This is a genomic window from Lysinibacillus sp. NPDC092081 (assembly GCF_044755845.1).
Lineage (GTDB): Bacteria > Bacillota > Bacilli > Bacillales_A > Planococcaceae > Lysinibacillus.
In genome coordinates this window covers 145,430-167,034 of sequence record NZ_JBIVRU010000008.1, presented here as the reverse complement: position 1 = coordinate 167,034, position 21,605 = coordinate 145,430, and the positions used below count along the sequence as shown (strand labels likewise).

The following is a 21,605-nucleotide window of genomic DNA, read 5'->3' as shown; positions in this document are numbered from 1 at the left end:
GTTTAGGTTAAAGATTTAATGTTCTAGCATTCGCAATTCTTGTCGAAATACGTGCTATAATGTAGAGCTTTCTTATTATCCACAATTGGAAATGATACTTACTTTAGATTTTGCAGAAAATATGTTAGTCTAAGGTGTTAGTAAGTATTGGTCGGTTTTATTTATCCACATGTGGATAACGTTAAGGAGGTCATTAAATGGAGTTCGATACAATTGCTGCGATATCCACACCTATGGGTGAAGGAGCTATTGCTATTGTTCGTTTAAGTGGGGACGAAGCAGTTGCGATTGCAGATAAAATATTCAGATCGCCTGGTGGTAAAAGTTTAACAACGAAGGCTTCACATACAATTCATTATGGACATTTGGTCGATCCAAAAACAAATGAGGTTGTAGAGGAAGTAATGCTGTCATTAATGTGCGGACCTAAAACATTCACTCGTGAGGATGTAATAGAAATTAACTGTCACGGGGGACTAGTTTCGGTGAACCGTGTATTAAAGTTAGCATTAACAAATGGAGCAAGACTCGCAGAGCCAGGTGAATTTACAAAACGCGCATTCTTAAATGGACGTATCGATTTATCACAGGCTGAAGCAGTCATGGATTTAATAAGAGCAAAAACTGATAGAGCGATGAATGTAGCGTTGGGACAAATGGACGGTAAATTATCACGTTTAATTGGTGACTTACGCCAAGCATTACTAGAGACATTAGCGCAAGTAGAGGTTAATATAGATTATCCGGAGTATGATGATGTAGAAGAGATGACGGTACCAGTATTAGTAGAAAAATGTACATGGGTACGAAATGAAATTATTAAACTTTTGCAAACATCTTCTCAGGGGAAAATATTACGAGAGGGTCTATCAACTGTTATTTTAGGCCGCCCAAACGTTGGGAAATCTTCTCTTTTAAATAGTTTAGTACAGGAGAATAAGGCTATTGTGACAGATATAGCAGGTACAACTCGTGATATTATAGAAGAGTACGTGAATGTACGTGGTGTTCCGCTTCGTTTAGTCGATACAGCTGGTATTCGAGAGACAGAGGATATCGTTGAACGAATTGGTGTTGAACGTTCACGTGAGGCGTTGCGTGGCGCAGATTTAATTTTATTTGTTTTAAACTACGCAGAGGAATTGACTGCCGAGGATGAGCGCCTATTCGAAACAATTAAAGCGATGGATTACATCGTTATTGTCAATAAAACAGATCTACCGCAAAAAATTGATGTAGCACGCGTCAAAGAGCTAGCAGGCAATCATCGCGTTGTGACAACTTCTCTTTTACAGGAAGAAGGCATCGCAGAGCTAGAGGAAGCGATTGCCGCGTTGTTCTTTGAAGGGCAAATTGAAGCGGGCGATTTAACATATGTTTCAAATGCAAGACATATTGCATTACTTCATCAAGCACAAGCAACGGTCGAGGATGCATTAGCTGGAGCACAAGCTGGTGTACCTGTTGATATGGTGCAAATAGATGTCACTAGAACTTGGGAAATACTTGGTGAAATTATTGGCGACACAGTACAAGAAAGCCTAATCAATCAGTTATTTTCACAGTTCTGCTTAGGAAAATAATTTTACTAAAGAAAGGAAGATACGAGCTATGCCAACAAATTATGAGGCAGGCACGTTTGATGTTATCGTAATTGGCGCAGGTCACGCAGGATCTGAAGCTGCACACGCTGCTGCCAAAATGGGTGCTAACACACTGATGTTAACAATCAATTTAGATATGATTGCATTTATGCCATGCAATCCTTCCATTGGTGGTCCTGCCAAAGGAATCGTAGTACGAGAAATTGACGCATTAGGTGGCGTCATGGGGAAAGTTATTGATAAAACGCATATTCAAATGCGGATGTTAAATACAGGGAAAGGTCCTGCTGTGCGTGCATTACGTGCGCAAGCGGACAAAGTTTTATACCAACAAGAAGTGAAACGCATGTTGGAGGAAACTGAAAACTTAACAATGCACCAAGGAATGGTGGAAGAGCTAATAATTGAAGACGGGGAAGTAAAAGGTGTTATTACACAAATTGGTGCTATTTATCGCGCTAAAACAGTTGTTATCACAACAGGTACCTTCCTTCGCGGTGAAATCATTATTGGTGACGTAAAATATTCAAGTGGTCCTAATAACCAACAACCGTCCATTCGTTTAGCTGATAACTTAAAAGAGCTTGGTTTTGACCTTGTGCGTTTTAAAACAGGTACTCCACCACGAGTGAATAACCGTACAATTGATTATGATAAAACAGAGATTCAACCAGGAGATGATGTTCCACGTGCATTCAGCTTTGAAACGACTGAATTCATCATGGATCAGCTACCTTGCTGGTTAACTTATACAAGCCTAGAAACACATGAAATTATCGAGGCAAACCTACATCTTTCACCGATGTACTCAGGGATGATTAAAGGTACGGGACCACGTTATTGCCCTTCTATTGAAGACAAGGTTGTGCGATTTAACGATAAACCGCGCCACCAAATTTTCTTAGAGCCAGAAGGTCGCAATACACGTGAAGTATATGTACAAGGTTTATCAACTAGCTTACCAGAGCATGTACAAACACGTTTATTAAAATCAATTCCTGGCTTAGAAAAAGCAGAAATGATGCGTGCTGGCTATGCTATTGAGTACGATGCAATCGTGCCAACACAATTGTGGCCAACTTTAGAAACAAAGCGTATTAAAGGTTTGTATACTGCTGGTCAAATCAACGGAACATCAGGTTACGAGGAAGCGGCTGCTCAAGGCTTTATGGCTGGGATGAACGCTGCTGCTAACGTGCTGGGTAAAGAAGAATTAATCTTAAATCGTTCAGATGCTTATATTGGCGTATTAATTGATGATCTAGTAACAAAAGGAACAAATGAACCGTATCGCTTACTAACATCTCGTGCAGAATATCGTTTACTACTTCGTCATGATAACGCTGATTTACGTTTAGTAGAGCTAGGTTATAATATGGGAATGCTTACTGCGGAAAGATATGCAAAATTCAATGAGAAAAAAGAGCTGATTGATAACGAAATTGCACGTCTTCGTGAAGTAATTATTAAACCAAATGAAGCAACACAAGCTGCTATTCGCTCTGTAGGCGGCAGTGAGTTAAAAGATGGTATTCGTGGAGCGGATTTATTAAAACGTACAGAAATGCATTATGATTTAATTTCTTCGTTAATTCCAGCAGACATAGAGCTTTCGGATGAAGTGAAGGAACAAATTGAAATTCAGCTTAAGTATGAAGGTTATATTGAAAAAGCATTGCAACAAGTTGAAAAGCTTCATAAAATGGAAAATAAAAAAATCCCTGAAAATATTGATTATGACGCTATTTCAGGTCTAGCCACAGAAGCTCGACAAAAATTAAAACAAGTTACACCACTTTCCATTGCTCAAGCATCGCGAATCTCTGGTGTAAACCCAGCAGATATTTCGATATTACTTGTTTATATTGAGCAAGGTAAAATTGCACGCGTCAGCGGTGAATAATTAACAGTAAAGTGAATAAGAGGCGGGCATACCTTTGTGCCCGCTTCCTATTTTTAAGGCTATACTATTTTTACATAGTTGATGAGTACATGCTTACAAATCAATAATAGGGATAGTCAAGCCAGTTAGAAAAAGGAGACTTTACATGAACGAACAACAATTTATCGAGGCTCTGAAAGAGAAGGGCATTGAACTTTCTGAAAAGCAGATGGCTCAATTCAAAAAATATTTTGAGCTACTTGTTGAGTGGAATGAAAAGATGAACTTAACTGCTATTACTGATTTAGAAGGTGTTTATTTAAAGCACTTTTATGATTCGATTAGTGCCTCTTTCTATTTTGATTTTACAAAAGTGACGACAGTTTGTGATGTTGGAGCAGGTGCTGGATTCCCGAGTATTCCAATTAAAATCTGCTTCCCACATTTACATGTAACAATTGTCGATTCTTTAAATAAAAGAATTACATTTTTAAATCATTTAAGTGATGAGTTACAATTAGAGAATATGCATTTTGTACATGCACGTGCAGAGGAATTTGCTCAAAATGCGAAATATCGTGAACAGTTTGATGTTGTAACAGCTCGTGCGGTAGCCCGATTATCGGTCTTATCGGAGTTATGTGTACCACTAGCAAAGCAAGGTGGCTATTTTGTTGCTTTAAAAGCAGCAGCTGGTGCGGAAGAGTTAAAAGATGCAAAAAAAGCATTGGCTACATTAGGGGTTGCACTAAACGAAGAATTTTCTTTCCAGCTACCTGTTGAAGAAAGTGACCGTATTTTATATATCTTTGATAAAATAAAAGGAACACCCAAAAAATATCCGCGTAAACCAGGTGTACCAAATAAAACACCGATTCAATAATTAGTGTTTCATGTGAAACTTCTCAAAGTAGAAAATATTTTTTCTATTTTGAGCATACATACTAGTTATGGATGGTTCACGCAAATGACATCTATGAACTATATACATTTTAAGAAATATAATAAATAATAATAGAATAAAACAGAGCAAGATAGTTACTTAAAGGTGGTGCCACTTGGATGAAAAGTCCTTTTTCACGTTTTTTTGGAGGCGGGAATAAAACTGAGCCTATTGTGAAAAATGAAGTAGAACAAGCAGAGACGGTTCATGCAACAGAAGAGGTTATAAAGTTGCCTATTGATCAAATTGTGCCTAACCGTTTTCAGCCACGTACTATTTTTGATGATGAAAAAATTGAAGAATTATCAAGAACCATTCATACGCATGGTGTGATTCAGCCAATCGTTGTACGTAAAACAGCAGAAAATCAATATGAAATCATTGCTGGTGAACGTCGTTATCGAGCAATGAAAAAGCTACAATGGACAGAAGTTCCGGCAATTATAAGAAATTTAACTGATAAGGAAACAGCCTCTATCGCGTTAATTGAGAACCTACAGCGTGAGGAATTAACAGCAATTGAAGAAGCTGTTGCCTATCAAAAATTATTAGAGCTTCATGAGCTGACACAAGAAGCTTTAGCCCAACGACTTGGAAAAGGACAATCCACGGTAGCCAATAAATTACGTTTATTAAAGCTGCCTGAAGAAGTGCAGCAAGCTATTTTGAAGCGTGAAATCTCTGAACGACATGCACGAGCATTAATTGCAATTAAAGATCAGCCATTACAGCTAGAAGTTTTACAACAAGCGATTGAAAATGATTGGAACGTTCGTCAGTTAGAAGAGCAGATTTATTCTTTATTACATCCAGAGGCAGAAGTTCAAGAAGAAGCGGAACCGAAGAAAGTAAAGCCGAAACGTAAGGCCATTAGTAAAGACGTACGCATTGCTTTAAATACGATTAAACAATCGTTATCTATGGTAACAAAGAGCGGTATAACAGTTAAGACTGAAGAAGAAGATACAGAGGAATATTATCAAATTACAGTGAAAATACCTAAAAAGAAAAAGTCTTAAGTCGTGATTGAAGTTATATTAGAAAAACAAAAAAATGACTTTTATATCTCTGTACAAAGGAGGCATTTCAGTAATATTTCTGAGATGTCTCCTTTTTTTCATATATTCTTAATATTTTATACAACTATTTTCTGTTTTTTTGATAGAATGAAAGTAAGATAGAGGTATTTAACTTCTTTCTGCAATTGTTTTTTGTACCGAAAGCGTAGCGACAGGTACAGAAGTCTCTCGCCTCTATAAGTGGTAAGATGAATGCGGGTTTAAGTTACTTTTCAGCGGGTGTCCAACCATCCGCTGAAATAGAGGAACTCAGTCTAAGAACGCCACGTCCTGTGGCAATGACTGAGTGACCAACTTCGTGTTGGCCTAAAGCCTCCGGCGGACGTCACGGATTCGGAAAGGAGTGCTTAGAGGACGTTAGCCTAAAATCATCGCATCCATGCGATAACGGCTAACTGACCTGCATCGGTAAAAACGCCACGTCTTGTGGCATTACCGAAATGACCGACATCGTGTCGGCCCTCACGCAGGCCTAAGCACAAAGCCGAATCCGGACACAATTATGCCGAGGCATAATTGATCAGTGATTTTACAAATGATTTGTCAAAGTGAACTTTGATAGATGAAAGCAGGTGCTTTTAAATGGGTAGAATTATAGCAATCGCCAATCAAAAGGGTGGCGTAGGAAAAACAACGACGTCGGTCAATTTGAGCGCTTGTCTAGCATATTTAGGGAAAAAAGTGCTCTTAATCGATACTGATCCACAAGGAAATACAACAAGTGGACTTGGTGTTAATAAAGGAGATCTTCAAGGCTGTATTTATGATGTATTGATTGATGATGAAAACGTTGAAAATGTCATTCAACAAACAAATGTCGAAAACTTAGCAATCGTTCCAGCAACCATTTCACTAGCAGGAGCAGAAATTGAGTTAGTTTCGACAATTTCCAGAGAAGTACGTTTAAAGCATGCACTTCAAGATGTAAAAGAAGACTATGATTATATTATTATTGATTGCCCGCCTTCGTTAGGGCTACTAACAATTAATGCTTTAACTGCTTCGGATGCGCTTATTATTCCTGTACAGTGCGAATATTACGCATTAGAGGGGTTAAGTCAATTGTTATCAACTGTCCGTTTAGTACAAAAACATTTAAATCAGCAATTATACATTGACGGTGTATTATTGACGATGCTTGATGCAAGAACAAACCTAGGCTTACAAGTTATTGATGAAGTAAAAAAATATTTCCAAGATAAAGTATACAAAACAATTATTCCTCGTAATGTGCGATTAAGTGAGGCTCCAAGTCATGGGCAGCCTATTATCATTTATGACGCAAAATCAAGAGGTGCAGAAGTGTATTTAGAGATGGCGAGGGAAGTGATTAAAAATGGCTAAAGGTTTAGGAAGAGGCATAGGTGCGTTATTTCCTGGAGAGTCTTTAGAACAAAGTGGGCAAGTGGAAGAAATACAATTAGAGCTTATCGTCGCAAACCCATTTCAGCCTCGTAAAATTTTCGATGAAGAAGCTTTACAAGAATTAGCTGACTCTATACAAGAACATGGTATTTTACAGCCAATTGCTGTCCGTAAAAAAGGCCGTAAATATGAAATCGTTGCTGGAGAACGCCGCTATAGAGCGACCCAATTAGCAGGCTTAGAGGTTATTCCGGCTATTATAAAAGAGCTATCAGATGCGCAAATGATGGAACTAGCTATTTTAGAAAATCTGCAGCGTGAAGATTTGACAGTTATTGAAGAGGCTGAGGCATATCAAAGCTTAATGGAAAACTTACATTTAACACAGGAAGAGTTATCCAAAAGATTAGGGAAGAGTAGACCGCATATTGCTAATCATGTTCGTTTACTTGCATTACCAGAGGATGTTCGTGAGTTTATGAATGATGGAACACTATCGATGGGACAAGGACGAGCATTATTAGGATTAAAAAATAAAAAAAGAATATCAGAAGTGGCAAATAAGGTCATTAAACAAGGGTTAAATGTACGGCAAGTTGAAATGTTAGTACACAATTTAAATGAAGAAGTTTCACGTGAAACAACTCAACCAAAGAAAAAGGATATATTCGTTGCAGCTAAGGAATCACAGTTACGTGATTATTTTGGAACGAATGTACAAATTAGGAAAGCGAATAATAAGGGTAAAATTGAAATTGAATTTTACTCTGAAGATGATTTAGAACGCATTTTAGAAATATTAAATTTGCAGGAAGAGTAAGATAAATATCGATAACGTAATCAGAGCGCCGAACTACAAGGCGCTCTCTATTTTTCTAGAGAGAAGGAAGGGTTGGGATGTGGTATTACTAGGGGCATTAATTAACGCTCTGCTTATTATGGCAGGTGCATTGGTAGGACGCATTTTTAAAAATATACCTGAATCGATGAAGTCCACTGTATTATCTATTATCGGTTTAGCAGTTGCGCTTTTAGGGATTAAAATGGGATTTGAAAGTGATAATTTTATTATTTTAATGATAAGTTTAGTAGTAGGTACAGTAATTGGTGAATGGCTAGATTTAGATAAGCAAATGAATAGACTTGGACAATGGGTAGAATCTTTATTCAGTAAAAATCGTACTGATAATAATCAAATTGGCATAGCAGAAGGTTTTGTAACGGCCTCTTTAATATTTGTAGTTGGCTCTATGGGCGTCATTGGTGCACTCGATAGTGGTCTGCGTAATGATCATAATATACTTATTACGAAAGGATTAATCGATGGATTTATATCGATAATATTAGCATCTACATTAGGTATTGGAGTGCTATTATCTGCATTCCCTGTATTCGTCTATCAAGGAATAATTGCACTTTTTGCAGGTGTTATCAGCTCTTTTATACCAGATGCTGCACTACAAATGTTTATTCATGAAATGACTGCTGTAGGCGGTGTTATGATTTTTGCCATTGGTTTAAATATAGCAGGTTTAACTAAAATCAAGGCTGCCAACTTGTTGCCAAGTCTCATCGTTGTCGGTATTGTGGTTGCTATCTTCTATATTTTTCAGTGAAAAACGGTGTGCAGCGAGCAATAGAGCTCTTGAAAGCTTTTCAGCCATTGCATAGGAAATATGAAGTCTTGTATTTTGTAAAACAAGCATTTCCATAAAGCCTCCAACATTGACTATTCCTTTAATGGAAATATCGCCGATGGGAGGTAATTCTTTTTTTACAGCTTTTCCTGGAAAAATAGGTCCATTCTGTACAGAAATATGCCCAACGCTTTGTTCACTTCCAAGACATGCATCAATCGCAATAATGAAAGGTTTTATAGTATGATTGTGTAGCTGTTGCATAGTAGTGTCTAAATTAAGAGCATGCAAAGGATTGTCTAAAGAGCCTACAATTTCATATGGAAAACTAACAGACTTTTTGAGGAAGCTACCTGTTAATGGCCCAAGTGTATCACCCGTACAACGGTCACTTCCAATACAACAGAAAATAAGGCGTTCATGATGAAAGGGTAGGTGTTCTAAAAATAATGTACTTAACTGCCAAACGATATTTTTACTTTCATGATGAAGAGAATAAGGGAGTAACAATTTTGGTATAGTATTCATAAAAAAACTCACTTTCCTTTTTATTTGTAAGAAGTGCTCGATTTTTATGCAGTATACGCAAATTTTTAGCAAGTTATTCAAGAGGTGGTAATAATGGATTGGTTTAACGAAAATGTAATAAGGAACATTTGGGACAAGTTGATATCAGAGGATCTTTGGATAAATATAACAAAAGCTTCAATTAAGATTACTGTTATTTTGATTGCATCTTGGCTAGCTGTACGATTAGGTAAAAAGTTTATTAAGAAAGTGTTTTTAATGCGAATGAGTTCACCTTTAAACCACTCAGAACGCCGACAAAAAACAATTTCAAGATTATTACAAAGTGTCATCTCCTATGTCGTTTATTTTTCAGCAATCATTGCTATTCTTCCTATCGTACACATTCAGATAGCAGGTTTATTGGCGGGAGCGGGGATTCTCGGTTTAGCCATTGGTTTCGGTGCGCAGAGCTTAGTGAAGGATGTCATTACTGGATTCTTTATTATTTTTGAAGATCAATTTGGTGTTGGTGATTATATAAAAATAAATGCAGCTGAAGGAACTGTTATAGAAATCGGCTTACGTACAACAAAGATTAATGGTTCTACAGGAGAGCAGTTTATTATTCCGAATGGTTCAATTGGTGATGTTGTCAATTACTCTGTCAACAACTCTAAAATTTATATAGATTTACAAATGACGACCGATGCTGATTTTGAAAGAGCTGAATCTATTATTAAAAAGTATTTAAATACTTTACCTGAAATTCATAAGGAACTTGTAGCGGTACCTGTCTTTTTAGGTGTACAAAATGTTAAGGGTACAGAGGTAACGATTCGTATAGCTGCAGAGACATTACCACAACAACAATACGGGGTGGCTCGTACTATTCGTCGTGATGTTACAAAACTCTTTGAAGAAAATAATATACCAATGGCTCATCCGAAAATGATGTTCTATGGTGTTAATGGAAATGAAGAGGGGAGAAATGGGTAATATGGAAGCGAAGAAATTTGGTTTAAACGATATTGTTGAAATGAAAAAGCAGCATCCATGCGGTACAAATAAGTGGAAAATTATTCGGATGGGGGCGGATGTACGCATTAAATGTGAAGGCTGTCAGCATAGTGTCATGATTCCACGCCGCGAATTTGAGAAAAAAATGAAAAAGGTTTTAATTTCCGTTAGTGAAGACTAGTTTGTATCTTGAATCAGTAGGCGTTAGTGACACCCACTGATTCAAGATAAAGCCTCCGGACGCAATTACGCCAAGGCGAAATTGATGTGTATTAGACTTTTTATGAGTGAATCAATATAATAGATAGGGTTATACAGTGATTCATCAGTGAGGACTTCTGTAACCTCACAGTATCCGTTAGTACGGGAAATAAGAGCAAATTTGAACAGATCATAGAAAGGTTGTGTCCATTCATGGCATTAACAGCTGGAATCGTTGGTTTACCTAACGTAGGAAAATCAACATTATTTAACGCAATTACAAAAGCGGGCGCATTGGCTGCAAACTATCCATTCGCAACAATCGATCCTAACGTCGGTATTGTTGAAGTACCAGACGCACGTTTAGATAAATTAACAGAATTAGTAATACCTAAAAAAACAGTACCAACAGCATTTGAGTTTACTGATATTGCTGGGATCGTAAAGGGCGCTTCAAAGGGTGAAGGTTTAGGGAACAAATTCCTTGCTCATATTCGTGAAGTAGATGCAATTTGCCAGGTAGTACGTTGCTTTGTAGATGAAAATATTACACACGTATCAGGTGCAGTTGATCCGATTGACGATATTGAGGTCATTAATTTAGAGCTTGCACTTGCTGATTTAGAATCTGTTGATAAGCGATTACAACGTGTTGGCAAAATGGCAAAGCAAAAAGACAAAGAAGCCATGATTGAAGAACCAATTCTTGTGAAAGTTAAAGAACAATTAGAAAACGGTCGACCGGCACGTGCTGCAGAGCTTTCAGAAGACGAGCTAAAGGTTATTAAAGGACTTCATCTTTTAACAATTAAGCCTATGCTTTATGTGGCAAACGTTTCAGAAGATGAAGTAGCTGACGCAGATAATAACGAATATGTGCAAAAGGTACGTGAGTATGCAGCTGCTGAAGGAGCTCAAGTTATCACAATTTGTGCAAAAATCGAGGAAGAAATTTCTGAGCTTGATGATGAAGAAAAAGCAATGTTCTTAGAAGAGCTAGGCATTAAAGAATCGGGTTTAGACCAATTAATCCGTACTTCATATGATTTACTAGGACTAGCAACTTACTTCACTGCTGGGGTACAAGAGGTACGTGCATGGACGTTCCGTAAAGGTATGAAGGCACCACAATGTGCAGGAGTCATTCATACAGACTTTGAACGTGGATTTATTCGTGCCGAAACAGTTGCTTTCGATGATTTAGTAGAGGCTGGTTCTCAAGCTGCTGCTAAGGAAGCTGGTAAAGTACGTCTTGAAGGTAAAGAATATGTAGTGCAAGACGGCGATATTATGTTATTCCGTTTCAATGTGTAAAATACGAACAGGGGCAATCTTTCAAAGGATTGCCTTTTTTGTTTATATACTTATCTGAATTTTCAATCCGGAGGGTAGGTTAGTATGAATATATTACAAATTAAAGAACGTGGTTTAGAGATTGAACAGCTAGGGAGATTACCAGAAGATATAGTAGAGCTTATTTATGAGCATCAATTGTTTAAGCTATTCACTATAAAGGAATTAGGCGGTAAAGATTTAGATCTACTAGAGGGCATTAAAGTATTCCAGCAAATGTCTGCACTTGATGGCAACTTTGGCTGGCTTGTCACAATAGGGACAGGGGGTAACGCGTTTATTCCAACATTGAACAAAGAAGTTTGTGAAAAAATATTTTCACCAAGAAATGCAGTCATAGCAGGTAGTGGCTATCCTACGGGCATAGCAGTAAAAAAAGGTGAGGGGTATAGAGTAACAGGCCAATGGAAGTATTGTAGTGGAGCAGATTATGCTACAACTTTTACGATGAATTGCTTTGTCGAGGATGAAGGAGCTAGAACAGATGAAATAATTAGTTGCTCAATAAATCGTGATCAAGTAGAGGTTCTTAATGATTGGCGAGCAATGGGCTTAAAGGCGACAGCTAGTCATACGATTCGTGTGCAAAATGTTTGGGTACCACAAGAGGAAACATTCCAATTAGGCACAATTAAAAACAAGTATGGAAGTGCGGTACATAGTTTTCCGTTTGGAGCATTTGCAGAAGCCTCTTTTATAAGCGTCTGTCTCGGGATAACAGAAAATTTCTTAGAAGAGGCGTCTATATTAGTAAAGCAAAGAAAGCATGATCCAAGCCGTACTGAACGTATGGGCGCTATACAATTTCTGTTGATGCAGCAACAGAAGAACTTTGGACAGCTTGAAGAGAAATTTTACTCAAAGTTGAATGAACACTGGCAAAAACATAAAGAAGGTCATGAATTGACTGAGGAAGAACTACAACAATTATCACGAATAAGTAAAGATACTGCAACGGCTTGTATAGACATTGCCAATAGCTTAATACGTAGGCTTGGTATGGATGCAATTACGGAGACATCTTCAATTAATCGTATTTGGAGAAATTTATATACAGCTGCACAGCATGGTTTTTTAACTTTGTGAATTTGTGTTAAAAATAGAATCTGCTTGGAGACAAGCAGATTCTATTTTTAACGTGACTCTCAGCAAAGTTATTTCTTTTCCTCGGGCAAATATACATAAAGCTTAGGTAAATGAGGATCATCCTGTATTAATGCATTTTTGGGGTATTTACGTAATTCTTTGTACATGGAAAAATCACCGACTGCTCCAGCGATTAAAAAAGCACCAACTAATACTAAAACAGTACTGTTAAAGTAGAAACCAGCAATTGTCGGGAGAACACCAGTTGTCCAAAATGGAAGTAATAAAGCTTTCTTCATTGCATGATTCGGTAACGGTTGTTCAGTTGTTGCGTACGCTATGCCAAGCTCTAAATTCAGGCCATATTTTAATGATTTAAAGGGTACACCTCCAAATACCATAAAGCCAATTAAATGAAAGGCTTCATGTAAGACAATGAGAACAATATACAGAATAACGAAAAGGATAGATCCAATAATCATATTCCAAAATGAAAAATCAAAATCTTTAAAGCAAATATATTGAATAGCTACAAATAATATGACGAGACCACTTGTGACAACAATATTGTCCATCATTAGTTTTTTGATATCCAACTCTATTACGATAGGTTCTTTATCTGGTTGCATGAAGATCCTCCGTTCATTCATGAATTAAGTTCATTATATAGAATGAATTGTTTGTTTGCGACTTGAAAGACATGCGTCTATATGTTACAATTCATTGATGTGAGTAATAATTATTACTTGCTCCTTGCTCCCTGTGTACAGGAGAGCCTAAGTCCATAAGGAGGTGTAAACAGATGAGAAAATACGAATTAATGTACATCGTACGTCCGAACATTGAAGACGAAGCGAAGAAAGCTTTAGTTGAACGTTTCAACGAAATCTTAACTTCTAACGGTGCAGAAGTCATCGAATCAAAAGAGTGGGGCAAACGCCGCTTAGCTTATGAAATTCAAGACTTCCGTGAAGGTTTCTACCAAATCGTGAAAGTAAACGCTACTTCAGATGCAATTAACGAATACACACGTCTTGCTAACATTAGCGAAGATATCATTCGTCACATTGCGGTTCGCCAAGAAGCATAATCATTTATTTTTAACAAAATGCTGAAAAGGAGGTTGCATTTCTGATGATAAACCGTGTCGTATTAGTTGGAAGACTAACAAAAGATCCTGAGTTACGCTATACGCCTAATGGTGTTGCGTCTACAAGATTTACAGTTGCTGTGAATCGAACATTCTCAAACCAACAAGGTGATCGCGAAGCTGATTTCATTAGCTGTGTTGCATGGCGCAAACAGGCTGAAAACTTAGCGAACTTCATGAAAAAAGGAAGTTTAATTGGAGTGGAAGGTCGCATTCAAACAGGCAGCTATGAAGGACAAGATGGTAAACGAGTATACACAACAGATGTAGTGGCAGATAGCGTACAGTTTTTAGAGCCTCGTAATACTAGCGGTGCTCCTGCTCCTCAATATGGTGGGCAGAATACTTACGGTAATAATCAACCGTCATATGGCGGTGGACAACCACAGCAACAGTTTGGTGGTGCTATGCCAGGGCAGGGTTCATTTGGCGGCGATGCTTATCAGCAAAATCAACCACCTATGAATCAGCCGAATTATACACGTGTAGATGAGGATCCATTTGCTAATAGCAAAGGACCGATAGAAGTATCTGAGGATGACTTACCATTCTAATGCTTCTAAAATAAAAAATGATAAGGAGGAGACATACTATGGCACCACGTCGCGGAGGCCGCAAACGCCGTAAAGTTTGCTACTTCACTGCTAATAACATTACGAATATCGACTATAAAGATGTAGATTTACTTAAAAAATTCATCTCTGAGCGCGGTAAAATTTTACCACGTCGCGTAACTGGCACTAGCGCTAAGTACCAACGTAAATTAACTTCAGCTATCAAAGTTTCTCGTATTATGGGATTACTTCCATTCGTAGCAGAAGATAAATAAGATATAAATAAAGGCACAACAAGGTTTAAACTTTGGTGTGCTTTTTTTATTTATAAAAATGGAGTTAGTGCTAAAGAAGGCTAATCTTGTAACCTGGAAGATGAAAATGGATATCCTTATTTCGGTAATATGGTTGATTTTATCTCAGTAATTGCTCTATATATTACCATTTGCTATTAGTATAAGAATTTATTACACTTTTAAGTGACATGAATAAAGAAAAAATGAAATATTAGAGATTGAGAAACAAAACGCTATCGTATTTCTGAACGTATGAATGAGATGACCAATCGACTAAGTAACATTTTTAAAAAACAAAACGGCTTATAATCATTTCGATTAAAAGCCTTTTTTCATGTAGTAGTAACTGTCTTAAAGCAGATCAATTTTTTTCGGTAAAAAATTTCAATATATATAAAGAAGAACTTAATTAATGAATTTGTTATGCTTTTTCGGTAAAAAATCTCCTATATAGCTATGTATTTTACGCTTTAGTCATTGGTTCTACAAAATTAATGACAAAGCATCCAGTTGTTCTTAGCGTTTTTTGTTCAATAACCTGAAAAAATGGTACAATAAAGGTCAGTAAGTTTGACTGAAAAAAGGAAGGTTTTCAATGCCGAATAATCAAACAAAGGCGCTTGTACAAGGCTCAATGATGGCCGCAATCTTTACGATTCTAATGCTAATTTCTGCATATGTACCATTCATTTTTATAGTAAGTCTACTATTTGCTCCACTACCGATTGCTTGGTATAGCGCAAATTACAAGCGTTCCTCATCAATATTTGTAGCAATAGTAGGGTGTATCTTAACCACTTTAACGAGTGGCATAACTATGTTACCATTTGCCTTTATTTTGGCATTACTTGGTGCCGTTATAGGAAGTGCAATTAATCTAAAGAAGAGCAAACTTTACCTATTCATGTCGTCTGGGGTTGCTGTTCTTCTATCAATGGCAATTGTCTATGTAGCCTATGTTCAATTTGCTGGTATCAATATCATTAACATGAGCACGGAGCTTTTACGCGAAAATTATGAGCAATCAAATGAACTTGCAAAAACTGTGACAGGTCAAGTAGTGTTTCAGTCAGAGCAAATAGAGGCTATGTTAAAAATAATTGAGCTGACAATACCTGCAACAGTAACAATCTTTGCATTTATGACAGCATTTATTATCATAACGTTAAATTTACCTGTATTAAAACGTCTTGGTTTAGACGTTCCAAAATTTGCACCGTTCCAAAATATGCGTCTACCACGATCTATTTTATGGTATTACATGATTATTTTATGTATTAATTTATTTATGCGTCCAGAATCTGGATCTACATTAGATATTATTGTTTTAAATGTTTCTTATATTTTATGGATGTTATTAATCCTGCAGGGGATTTCCTTTATACATTACATTATTTCTAAAAAGGGAATGCCAAATGGTGTAAAATGGATAGCTACTTTGTTAGCCTTACCACTATCATCCTTTATGATATTGCTAGGCATCGTAGATTTAGGTTTCGACGTACGTTCACTTGTGAAGGGAAAAACTAAAGAATAAGGGGCTGATGTAATGGGGACTTTTAGAAAACGACCAATCCGCTATCCGCTTTTTGTTCTTTCCATTTTTGGCATTGTGACGTTCGTGCTTTTATGTATTTGGAATATCGGGATAGGTTTCGGTTATGGAGTAGGTTTTGTTCTATTAATGGCCTATACGTGGAAGGTAGAAAAGATTACCTTTGATGAAACAGAAAAGCATATTGAATCCATCTCTTTCCGCATGAAAAAGGTTGGGGAAGAGGCATTGCTTGAAATGCCAATCGGGATTTTACTTGTCAATGATCAATATGAAATAGAATGGTCGAATCCATATATGCAAGGCGTTTTAAATATGGAGAATTTAGTAGGTGAAGGAATCGTTAATATATCTGACGACATTTACGTGCTAATGAAGAGCGAAGAGACAAACGAAGATACGATTACGCTCCGTGATCGTAAATATCGAGTTTATTATAAAAAAGAAGAGAATTTACTATATTTCTTTGATATCACTGAGCAGATAGCTATTGAAAAACAATACTATGCAGATCGTACAGTTATTGCAATTTTATTTGTTGATAACTATGACGAGATTACGCAAGCAATGGATGACCAACCACGTAGTTTAACGAATACGATGGTGACATCAATTGTTAATGATTGGGCAGCTGAGCAAGGAATATTTGTAAAACGAATATCATCCGATCGTTTTTTAGCTGTATTAAACGAATCCATTTTAATGGAGCTTGAAAAGAAAAAATTTGCCATTTTAGATACCATTCGAGAAAAAACAGCGCAAAAAAATATGTCATTAACATTAAGTATTGGTGTTGGCGCAGGGTCATCTTCATTAGTAGAGCTTGGTGAACTAGCACAATCAAGTTTAGATCTTGTTTTAGGTCGTGGTGGTGATCAGGTTGCCATCAAGCAACCTTCAGGGAAGCTAAAGTTCTATGGCGGGAAAACGAACCCAGTTGAGAAACGTACACGCGTTAGAGCACGTGTTATTTCCCATGCACTACGTGATTTAATTCAGGATAGTGACCAAGTGTTTGTTATGGGACATAAAAACCCTGATATGGACTCTATTGGTGCCTCTGTTGGTGTACGTAAAATGGCACAAATGAATGATGTGAAGGGCTATGTGATCATAAATTTTGAGGAATTAAACGGAAGTGTAACACGTTTAATGAATGAAATTGAGAGTAAATCGGATTTCTATGAAAATTTCCTGACACCAGATGAAGCTGCGGCAAGAATGACAGAAAAATCATTGCTTGTTATTGTCGATACGCATAAACCGGATTTAGTCATCGATTCGCATCTATTAAAATTGGCTGAAAAGGTTGTGGTGATTGATCACCATCGTCGAAGTGAAGATTTTATAGAAAATCCAACGCTTGTTTATATGGAGCCATATGCATCGTCTACAGCTGAGCTTGTAACAGAGTTACTCGAGTATCAACCAAAACGTGCGAAGATTAATATGTTAGAGGCTACGGCATTGCTGGCGGGAATTATTGTCGATACGAAGAGTTTTACATTGCGTACAGGAGCCCGTACGTTTGAAGCGGCTTCTTATTTACGGACAAATGGTGCCGATACAGTGCTAGTACAGCGATTATTAAAAGAAGACGTCGATACGTATATCGAGCGTTCTAAAATAGTGCAAACTGTTAAGTTTGTGAAGCCGGGTATTGCTATTGCTGTAGGTGAGGAAGCGAAAGTGTATGATTCTGTACTAATTGCGCAAACAGCTGACATTTTACTAACAATGAAGGATGTTGGTGCTTCCTTTGTCATTGCGCATCGTTCAGATGGCAAAATCGGCATAAGTGCAAGATCACTTGGCGAGATAAACGTACAGCTTGTTATGGAAAAGCTAGGCGGCGGCGGACATTTAACAAATGCAGCTTGCCAAGTCGAAGCAAATTCCATTGCTGGAGTAGAAAAACATTTAGAAGAGGCCATAAATGAGGTACTCGAAGGGAGTTCGGAATCATGAAAGTAGTATTTTTAAAAGATGTTAAAGGAAAAGGGAAAAAAGGAGAAGTTAAAAATGTAGCAGACGGCTATGCACAAAACTTCTTAATTAAAAATGGCTATGCTGCTGAAGCAAATGCACAAGCATTAAGTCAATTAGAAGGTCAAAAGAATTTAGAAGCTAAAAATGCTGCTGCAGAATTAGCTGAAGCGAAAGCATTAAAAGAAAAATTAGAAACTTTAACAGTAGAATTAAAAGCAAAATCAGGTGAAGGTGGTCGCCTATTTGGCTCAGTATCTACAAAGCAAATTGCTGATGCACTTCAAAAAACGCATGGCATAAAAATTGATAAACGTAAAATGACTTTAAGTGATGGAATTCGTGCGCTAGGCTTTACAAATGTACCTGTAAAACTACATCACGAAGTATCAGCAGCATTAAAAGTTCATGTAACGGAAGAATAAGGGGCGACGATCCATGAACGAACCGATGATGGATCGCGTTCCACCGCATAACCGGGAAGCGGAGCAATCGGTTATCGGTGCAATTTTCCTCGATCCTCAATCGTTAATCACTGCATCTGAAATTTTACTAGCAGATGATTTTTATCATAATGCACATAAGACAATTTTTGAAACGATGCTACGTTTAAGTGATCAAGGAAAAGCGATAGATGTTGTAACAGTTACTGAAGAATTATCAGCTAAAAAAGAAATTGAGGATGTTGGCGGGCTATCGTATTTACTAGAGCTCGCCAATGCTGTCCCTACCGCTGCTAACGTCGCACACTATGCGAAAATTGTCGAAGAAAAGGCCTTATTGCGTCGTTTAATACGTGTAGCTACTAAAATAGTAGAAGATGGCTATACTCGTGAGGATGAGGTAGAGGCATTACTAGGCGAAGCAGAGAAGAAAATGATGGAGGTAGCCAATCGTAAAAATGCGGGTGACTTTAAGCATGTCAAAGACGTATTGGTGGAAACCTTTGATAACATCGAAAAGATGCAATCACAAAAAGGTGATGTTACAGGTATCCCGACAGGCTTCCGTGATTTAGACCATATAACAGCTGGTTTCCAGCGCAACGATTTAATTATTGTAGCGGCACGTCCTTCTGTAGGGAAAACAGCCTTTGCATTGAATGTTGCGCAAAGTGTTGCCGTTCAAGCACGTGAAAATGTTGCAATCTTCTCCTTAGAGATGGGTGCTGAGCAGCTAGTTATGCGTATGCTTTGTGCGGAGGGAAATATAGATGCACAAGTTTTACGTACAGGTGCTTTAACAACGGAAGATTGGGGTAAACTAACTATGGCAATGGGGAGTTTATCGAATTCTGGAATTTTTATTGATGATACACCAGGTGTACGTATCAATGAAATTCGAGCAAAATGTCGACGTTTAGCACAGGAGCATGGCCTCGGTATGATTTTGATTGATTATTTACAGCTTATTCAAGGTAGTGGTAAGCCGGGGGAGAACCGTCAGCAAGAAGTATCTGAGATTTCACGTTCTTTAAAAGGTTTAGCACGTGAATTAAAGGTTCCAGTCATTGCACTATCACAGCTATCTCGTGGCGTTGAGCAACGTCAGGATAAGCGACCTATGATGAGTGACTTACGTGAATCGGGAAGTATTGAGCAAGATGCTGATATTGTTGCCTTCTTATATCGTGATGATTATTACGATAAAGAATCCGAGAGTAAAAATATGATTGAAATTATTATTGCTAAACAGCGTAACGGTCCAACGGGTACAGTTACACTTGCTTTTAAAAAAGAATTCAATAAATTCATTAATGTGGATTGGTCGCAAATGCCGCCACCACCTCCACGTGATTAAATATTAATCTTCATTCATAAGAAAAACTTCCTTCTTTTAGAGGAACTCAACGTTGGAGATTTCACCAAGACGGAATTAATCTGAATGTTAGATAATATTCATACCATTCTGTTATTAAACACGAACGTTGAATCATATTTTTTGATTTTATGTTCGTGTTTTTAAGTATTTTTGTTGACTAGGCGTTTCTATCATTGATACAATAATTAACGGCTTAAAAATTGAGATACAAATCGTATCTAACGGAGGTGCTGACTATGACATCAGTTGTAGTTGTAGGAACACAGTGGGGAGACGAAGGAAAAGGTAAAATTACGGATTTCCTTTCACAAAAAGCCGATGCAATCGCTCGTTTTGCAGGCGGTGATAATGCAGGACATACTATTAAATTTGATGGTGAAACTTACAAGTTGCATTTAATTCCATCAGGTATTTTCTATAAAGAAAAAACTTCAGTAATCGGAAATGGTTTGGTTGTTAATCCAAAGTCATTAGTTACTGAGCTTAGAGGCTTACAAGAGCGTGGCGTTGATACAGATAATTTACGAATTTCTAATCGTGCACATGTTATTTTGCCATATCATATTAAGCAAGATATCGCTGATGAGGAAAGCCGTGGCGATAATAAAATTGGTACGACTTGTAAAGGGATTGGACCATGTTATCAGGATAAAGTAGCACGTATCGGTATCCGTATGGCTGATTTACTAGACAAAGATGTATTTGAAGAAAAACTACGTCAAAATTTAGCAATTAAGAATAAGTTATTTGAGAAATTTTACGAAGTTGAAGGTGTAACATTCGAAGAAATTTTCGAGGAATATTACAACTATGGACAAGAAATCGCAAAATATGTAGCAGACACATCGAAAATCTTAAATGATGTACTAGATGAAGGCGGCAAAGTGTTATTTGAAGGAGCACAAGGTATTTTACTTGATGTCGATCAAGGTACGTACCCATTTGTAACATCTTCAAATCCTGTTGCCGGTGGAGTAGCAATCGGTGCTGGCGTTGGTCCATCACGAGTTACAAGTGTTATTGGTGTATCTAAAGCCTATACATCTCGTGTTGGTGATGGTCCGTTCCCAACTGAATTATTTGATGAAGTGGGTCAACAAATTCGTGAAGTTGGTCGTGAATACGGTACAACAACTGGCCGTCCACGTCGTGTAGGCTGGTTTGATACGGTAGTTGTACGCCATTCACGTCGAGTAAGTGGTATTACGCATCTTGCGCTTAATTCAATTGATGTTTTATCTGGCTTAGAAACAGTGAAAATTTGTACTGCGTATAAATATAAAGATGAAACAATTACTGAGTATCCAGCAAACCTTCATATTATTGAACAATGTGAACCAATTTATGAAGAGCTTCCAGGCTGGTCAGAAGATGTTACAGGCTGCAAAACATTAGAAGAGCTACCTGAGAATGCACGACGCTATGTAGAACGCGTGAGTGAATTAACTGGTATTGAAATTGCTACTTTCTCTGTTGGTCCTGCACGTGAACAAACGAACGTTTTAGTGGACGTTTGGGAAGCAAAATAATTATAAATCACAAAAGGGCGTACCATATGCGGTACGT

21 protein-coding genes are annotated in these 21,605 nt (G+C 37.5%); 19 read left to right on the top strand and 2 right to left on the bottom strand.

All coding sequences use genetic code 11. The features are described from left to right. The first annotated feature begins 197 nt into the window (after positions 1-197). From mnmE to ACIQLB_RS14055, 7 genes are all read left to right on the top strand, one after another. Positions 198-1,583 carry a tRNA uridine-5-carboxymethylaminomethyl(34) synthesis GTPase MnmE gene (gene mnmE, locus ACIQLB_RS14085; RefSeq protein ID WP_400726682.1) on the top strand — a complete coding sequence of 462 codons (1,386 nt, stop codon included), beginning with the start codon at positions 198-200 and terminating at the stop codon, positions 1,581-1,583. A 28-nt stretch (positions 1,584-1,611) separates the two neighbouring features. After that, positions 1,612-3,507 carry a tRNA uridine-5-carboxymethylaminomethyl(34) synthesis enzyme MnmG gene (gene mnmG, locus ACIQLB_RS14080; RefSeq protein WP_400726680.1) on the top strand — a complete coding sequence of 632 codons (1,896 nt, stop codon included), beginning with the start codon at positions 1,612-1,614 and terminating at the stop codon, positions 3,505-3,507. A 145-nt stretch (positions 3,508-3,652) separates the two neighbouring features. Then, complete coding sequence (rsmG, locus tag ACIQLB_RS14075) at positions 3,653-4,369, top strand: 16S rRNA (guanine(527)-N(7))-methyltransferase RsmG (protein WP_400726677.1); 717 nt, start codon at positions 3,653-3,655, stop codon at positions 4,367-4,369. A 179-nt stretch (positions 4,370-4,548) separates the two neighbouring features. Then, positions 4,549-5,448, top strand: coding sequence for a nucleoid occlusion protein (gene noc / locus ACIQLB_RS14070; RefSeq protein WP_400726674.1), 900 nt, complete (start codon positions 4,549-4,551; stop codon positions 5,446-5,448). A gap of 642 nt (positions 5,449-6,090) precedes the next feature. Continuing rightward, entirely contained in the window at positions 6,091-6,852 is a 762-nt protein-coding gene (locus ACIQLB_RS14065) for a ParA family protein (RefSeq protein WP_053595902.1), read from the top strand. Further along, positions 6,845-7,693, top strand: coding sequence for a ParB/RepB/Spo0J family partition protein (locus tag ACIQLB_RS14060; protein WP_400726671.1), 849 nt, complete (start codon positions 6,845-6,847; stop codon positions 7,691-7,693). The genes ACIQLB_RS14065 and ACIQLB_RS14060 overlap by 8 nt, the downstream gene beginning before the upstream one ends. A 79-nt stretch (positions 7,694-7,772) precedes the next feature. Next, positions 7,773-8,489 carry a DUF554 domain-containing protein gene (locus ACIQLB_RS14055; protein WP_400726669.1) on the top strand — a complete coding sequence of 239 codons (717 nt, stop codon included), beginning with the start codon at positions 7,773-7,775 and terminating at the stop codon, positions 8,487-8,489. Here ACIQLB_RS14055 and yyaC read toward each other — a convergent pair. Then, entirely contained in the window at positions 8,406-9,038 is a 633-nt protein-coding gene (gene yyaC, locus ACIQLB_RS14050; RefSeq protein WP_400726666.1) for a spore protease YyaC, read from the bottom strand. The genes ACIQLB_RS14055 and yyaC overlap by 84 nt on opposite strands. A 93-nt stretch (positions 9,039-9,131) precedes the next feature. Here yyaC and ACIQLB_RS14045 point away from each other — a divergent pair, with 93 nt between their 5' ends. From ACIQLB_RS14045 to ACIQLB_RS14030, 4 genes are all read left to right on the top strand, one after another. Continuing rightward, the gene (locus tag ACIQLB_RS14045; protein ID WP_400726664.1) at positions 9,132-10,016 is read left to right on the top strand and encodes a mechanosensitive ion channel family protein; all 885 of its coding nucleotides are present in this window, start codon (positions 9,132-9,134) and stop codon (positions 10,014-10,016) included. Between the two features lies 1 nt (position 10,017). Continuing rightward, entirely contained in the window at positions 10,018-10,218 is a 201-nt protein-coding gene (locus ACIQLB_RS14040) for a DUF951 domain-containing protein (protein ID WP_400726735.1), read from the top strand. 233 nt (positions 10,219-10,451) lie between these two features. Next, positions 10,452-11,552, top strand: coding sequence for a redox-regulated ATPase YchF (gene ychF, locus ACIQLB_RS14035; RefSeq protein ID WP_400726661.1), 1,101 nt, complete (start codon positions 10,452-10,454; stop codon positions 11,550-11,552). An 84-nt stretch (positions 11,553-11,636) separates the two neighbouring features. Continuing rightward, positions 11,637-12,677, top strand: coding sequence for an acyl-CoA dehydrogenase family protein (locus ACIQLB_RS14030; protein WP_400726659.1), 1,041 nt, complete (start codon positions 11,637-11,639; stop codon positions 12,675-12,677). A 68-nt stretch (positions 12,678-12,745) separates the two neighbouring features. On the opposite strand, the gene ACIQLB_RS14025 is transcribed toward ACIQLB_RS14030, so the two are convergent. Beyond that, positions 12,746-13,306 carry a DUF3267 domain-containing protein gene (locus ACIQLB_RS14025; protein ID WP_400726657.1) on the bottom strand — a complete coding sequence of 187 codons (561 nt, stop codon included), beginning with the start codon at positions 13,304-13,306 and terminating at the stop codon, positions 12,746-12,748. 173 nt (positions 13,307-13,479) lie between these two features. Here ACIQLB_RS14025 and rpsF point away from each other — a divergent pair, with 173 nt between their 5' ends. The 8 genes from rpsF to ACIQLB_RS13985 all read left to right on the top strand — a co-directional run bounded on the left by rpsF (position 13,480) and on the right by ACIQLB_RS13985 (position 21,568). Further along, entirely contained in the window at positions 13,480-13,767 is a 288-nt protein-coding gene (gene rpsF, locus ACIQLB_RS14020; RefSeq protein ID WP_068985806.1) for a 30S ribosomal protein S6, read from the top strand. A 44-nt stretch (positions 13,768-13,811) separates the two neighbouring features. Next, positions 13,812-14,381: a single-stranded DNA-binding protein gene (gene ssb / locus ACIQLB_RS14015; RefSeq protein WP_400726655.1), complete on the top strand. Its 570-nt coding sequence runs from the start codon at positions 13,812-13,814 to the stop codon at positions 14,379-14,381. 38 nt (positions 14,382-14,419) lie between these two features. After that, positions 14,420-14,656, top strand: coding sequence for a 30S ribosomal protein S18 (rpsR, locus tag ACIQLB_RS14010; protein WP_049662616.1), 237 nt, complete (start codon positions 14,420-14,422; stop codon positions 14,654-14,656). Between the two features lie 616 nt (positions 14,657-15,272). After that, entirely contained in the window at positions 15,273-16,214 is a 942-nt protein-coding gene (locus ACIQLB_RS14005) for a YybS family protein (RefSeq protein WP_400726651.1), read from the top strand. Between the two features lie 12 nt (positions 16,215-16,226). Next, positions 16,227-18,200, top strand: coding sequence for a DHH family phosphoesterase (locus ACIQLB_RS14000; protein ID WP_400726648.1), 1,974 nt, complete (start codon positions 16,227-16,229; stop codon positions 18,198-18,200). Beyond that, positions 18,197-18,643 carry a 50S ribosomal protein L9 gene (gene rplI, locus ACIQLB_RS13995; RefSeq protein ID WP_400726646.1) on the top strand — a complete coding sequence of 149 codons (447 nt, stop codon included), beginning with the start codon at positions 18,197-18,199 and terminating at the stop codon, positions 18,641-18,643. Before ACIQLB_RS14000 ends, rplI begins: the two co-directional genes overlap by 4 nt. A gap of 13 nt (positions 18,644-18,656) precedes the next feature. Continuing rightward, the gene (gene dnaB, locus ACIQLB_RS13990; RefSeq protein ID WP_370077916.1) at positions 18,657-20,018 is read left to right on the top strand and encodes a replicative DNA helicase; all 1,362 of its coding nucleotides are present in this window, start codon (positions 18,657-18,659) and stop codon (positions 20,016-20,018) included. A gap of 257 nt (positions 20,019-20,275) precedes the next feature. Then, a complete protein-coding gene (locus ACIQLB_RS13985) occupies positions 20,276-21,568 on the top strand; it encodes an adenylosuccinate synthase (RefSeq protein ID WP_400726642.1) in 1,293 nt (430 codons plus the stop codon). Positions 21,569-21,605: the final 37 nt, after the last annotated feature.

Excerpts from the sequence above, each read along its gene's own strand:
- ACIQLB_RS13985 (WP_400726642.1), top strand. The coding sequence starts at position 20,276 with ATGACATCAGTTGTAGTTGTAGGAACACAGTGGGGAGACGAAGGAAAA.
- ACIQLB_RS14025 (WP_400726657.1), bottom strand. The coding sequence starts at position 13,306 with ATGCAACCAGATAAAGAACCTATCGTAATAGAGTTGGATATCAAAAAA.
- ACIQLB_RS14040 (WP_400726735.1), top strand. The coding sequence starts at position 10,018 with ATGGAAGCGAAGAAATTTGGTTTAAACGATATTGTTGAAATGAAAAAG.
- ACIQLB_RS14005 (WP_400726651.1), top strand. The coding sequence starts at position 15,273 with ATGCCGAATAATCAAACAAAGGCGCTTGTACAAGGCTCAATGATGGCC.
- ACIQLB_RS14030 (WP_400726659.1), top strand. The coding sequence starts at position 11,637 with ATGAATATATTACAAATTAAAGAACGTGGTTTAGAGATTGAACAGCTA.
- noc (WP_400726674.1), top strand. The coding sequence starts at position 4,549 with ATGAAAAGTCCTTTTTCACGTTTTTTTGGAGGCGGGAATAAAACTGAG.
- dnaB (WP_370077916.1), top strand. The coding sequence starts at position 18,657 with ATGAACGAACCGATGATGGATCGCGTTCCACCGCATAACCGGGAAGCG.
- rsmG (WP_400726677.1), top strand. The coding sequence starts at position 3,653 with ATGAACGAACAACAATTTATCGAGGCTCTGAAAGAGAAGGGCATTGAA.
- mnmG (WP_400726680.1), top strand. The coding sequence starts at position 1,612 with ATGCCAACAAATTATGAGGCAGGCACGTTTGATGTTATCGTAATTGGC.
- rplI (WP_400726646.1), top strand. The coding sequence starts at position 18,197 with ATGAAAGTAGTATTTTTAAAAGATGTTAAAGGAAAAGGGAAAAAAGGA.
- rpsF (WP_068985806.1), top strand. The coding sequence starts at position 13,480 with ATGAGAAAATACGAATTAATGTACATCGTACGTCCGAACATTGAAGAC.
- mnmE (WP_400726682.1), top strand. The coding sequence starts at position 198 with ATGGAGTTCGATACAATTGCTGCGATATCCACACCTATGGGTGAAGGA.
- ssb (WP_400726655.1), top strand. The coding sequence starts at position 13,812 with ATGATAAACCGTGTCGTATTAGTTGGAAGACTAACAAAAGATCCTGAG.
- yyaC (WP_400726666.1), bottom strand. The coding sequence starts at position 9,038 with ATGAATACTATACCAAAATTGTTACTCCCTTATTCTCTTCATCATGAA.
- ACIQLB_RS14065 (WP_053595902.1), top strand. The coding sequence starts at position 6,091 with ATGGGTAGAATTATAGCAATCGCCAATCAAAAGGGTGGCGTAGGAAAA.
- rpsR (WP_049662616.1), top strand. The coding sequence starts at position 14,420 with ATGGCACCACGTCGCGGAGGCCGCAAACGCCGTAAAGTTTGCTACTTC.
- ACIQLB_RS14000 (WP_400726648.1), top strand. The coding sequence starts at position 16,227 with ATGGGGACTTTTAGAAAACGACCAATCCGCTATCCGCTTTTTGTTCTT.
- ACIQLB_RS14060 (WP_400726671.1), top strand. The coding sequence starts at position 6,845 with ATGGCTAAAGGTTTAGGAAGAGGCATAGGTGCGTTATTTCCTGGAGAG.
- ychF (WP_400726661.1), top strand. The coding sequence starts at position 10,452 with ATGGCATTAACAGCTGGAATCGTTGGTTTACCTAACGTAGGAAAATCA.
- ACIQLB_RS14045 (WP_400726664.1), top strand. The coding sequence starts at position 9,132 with ATGGATTGGTTTAACGAAAATGTAATAAGGAACATTTGGGACAAGTTG.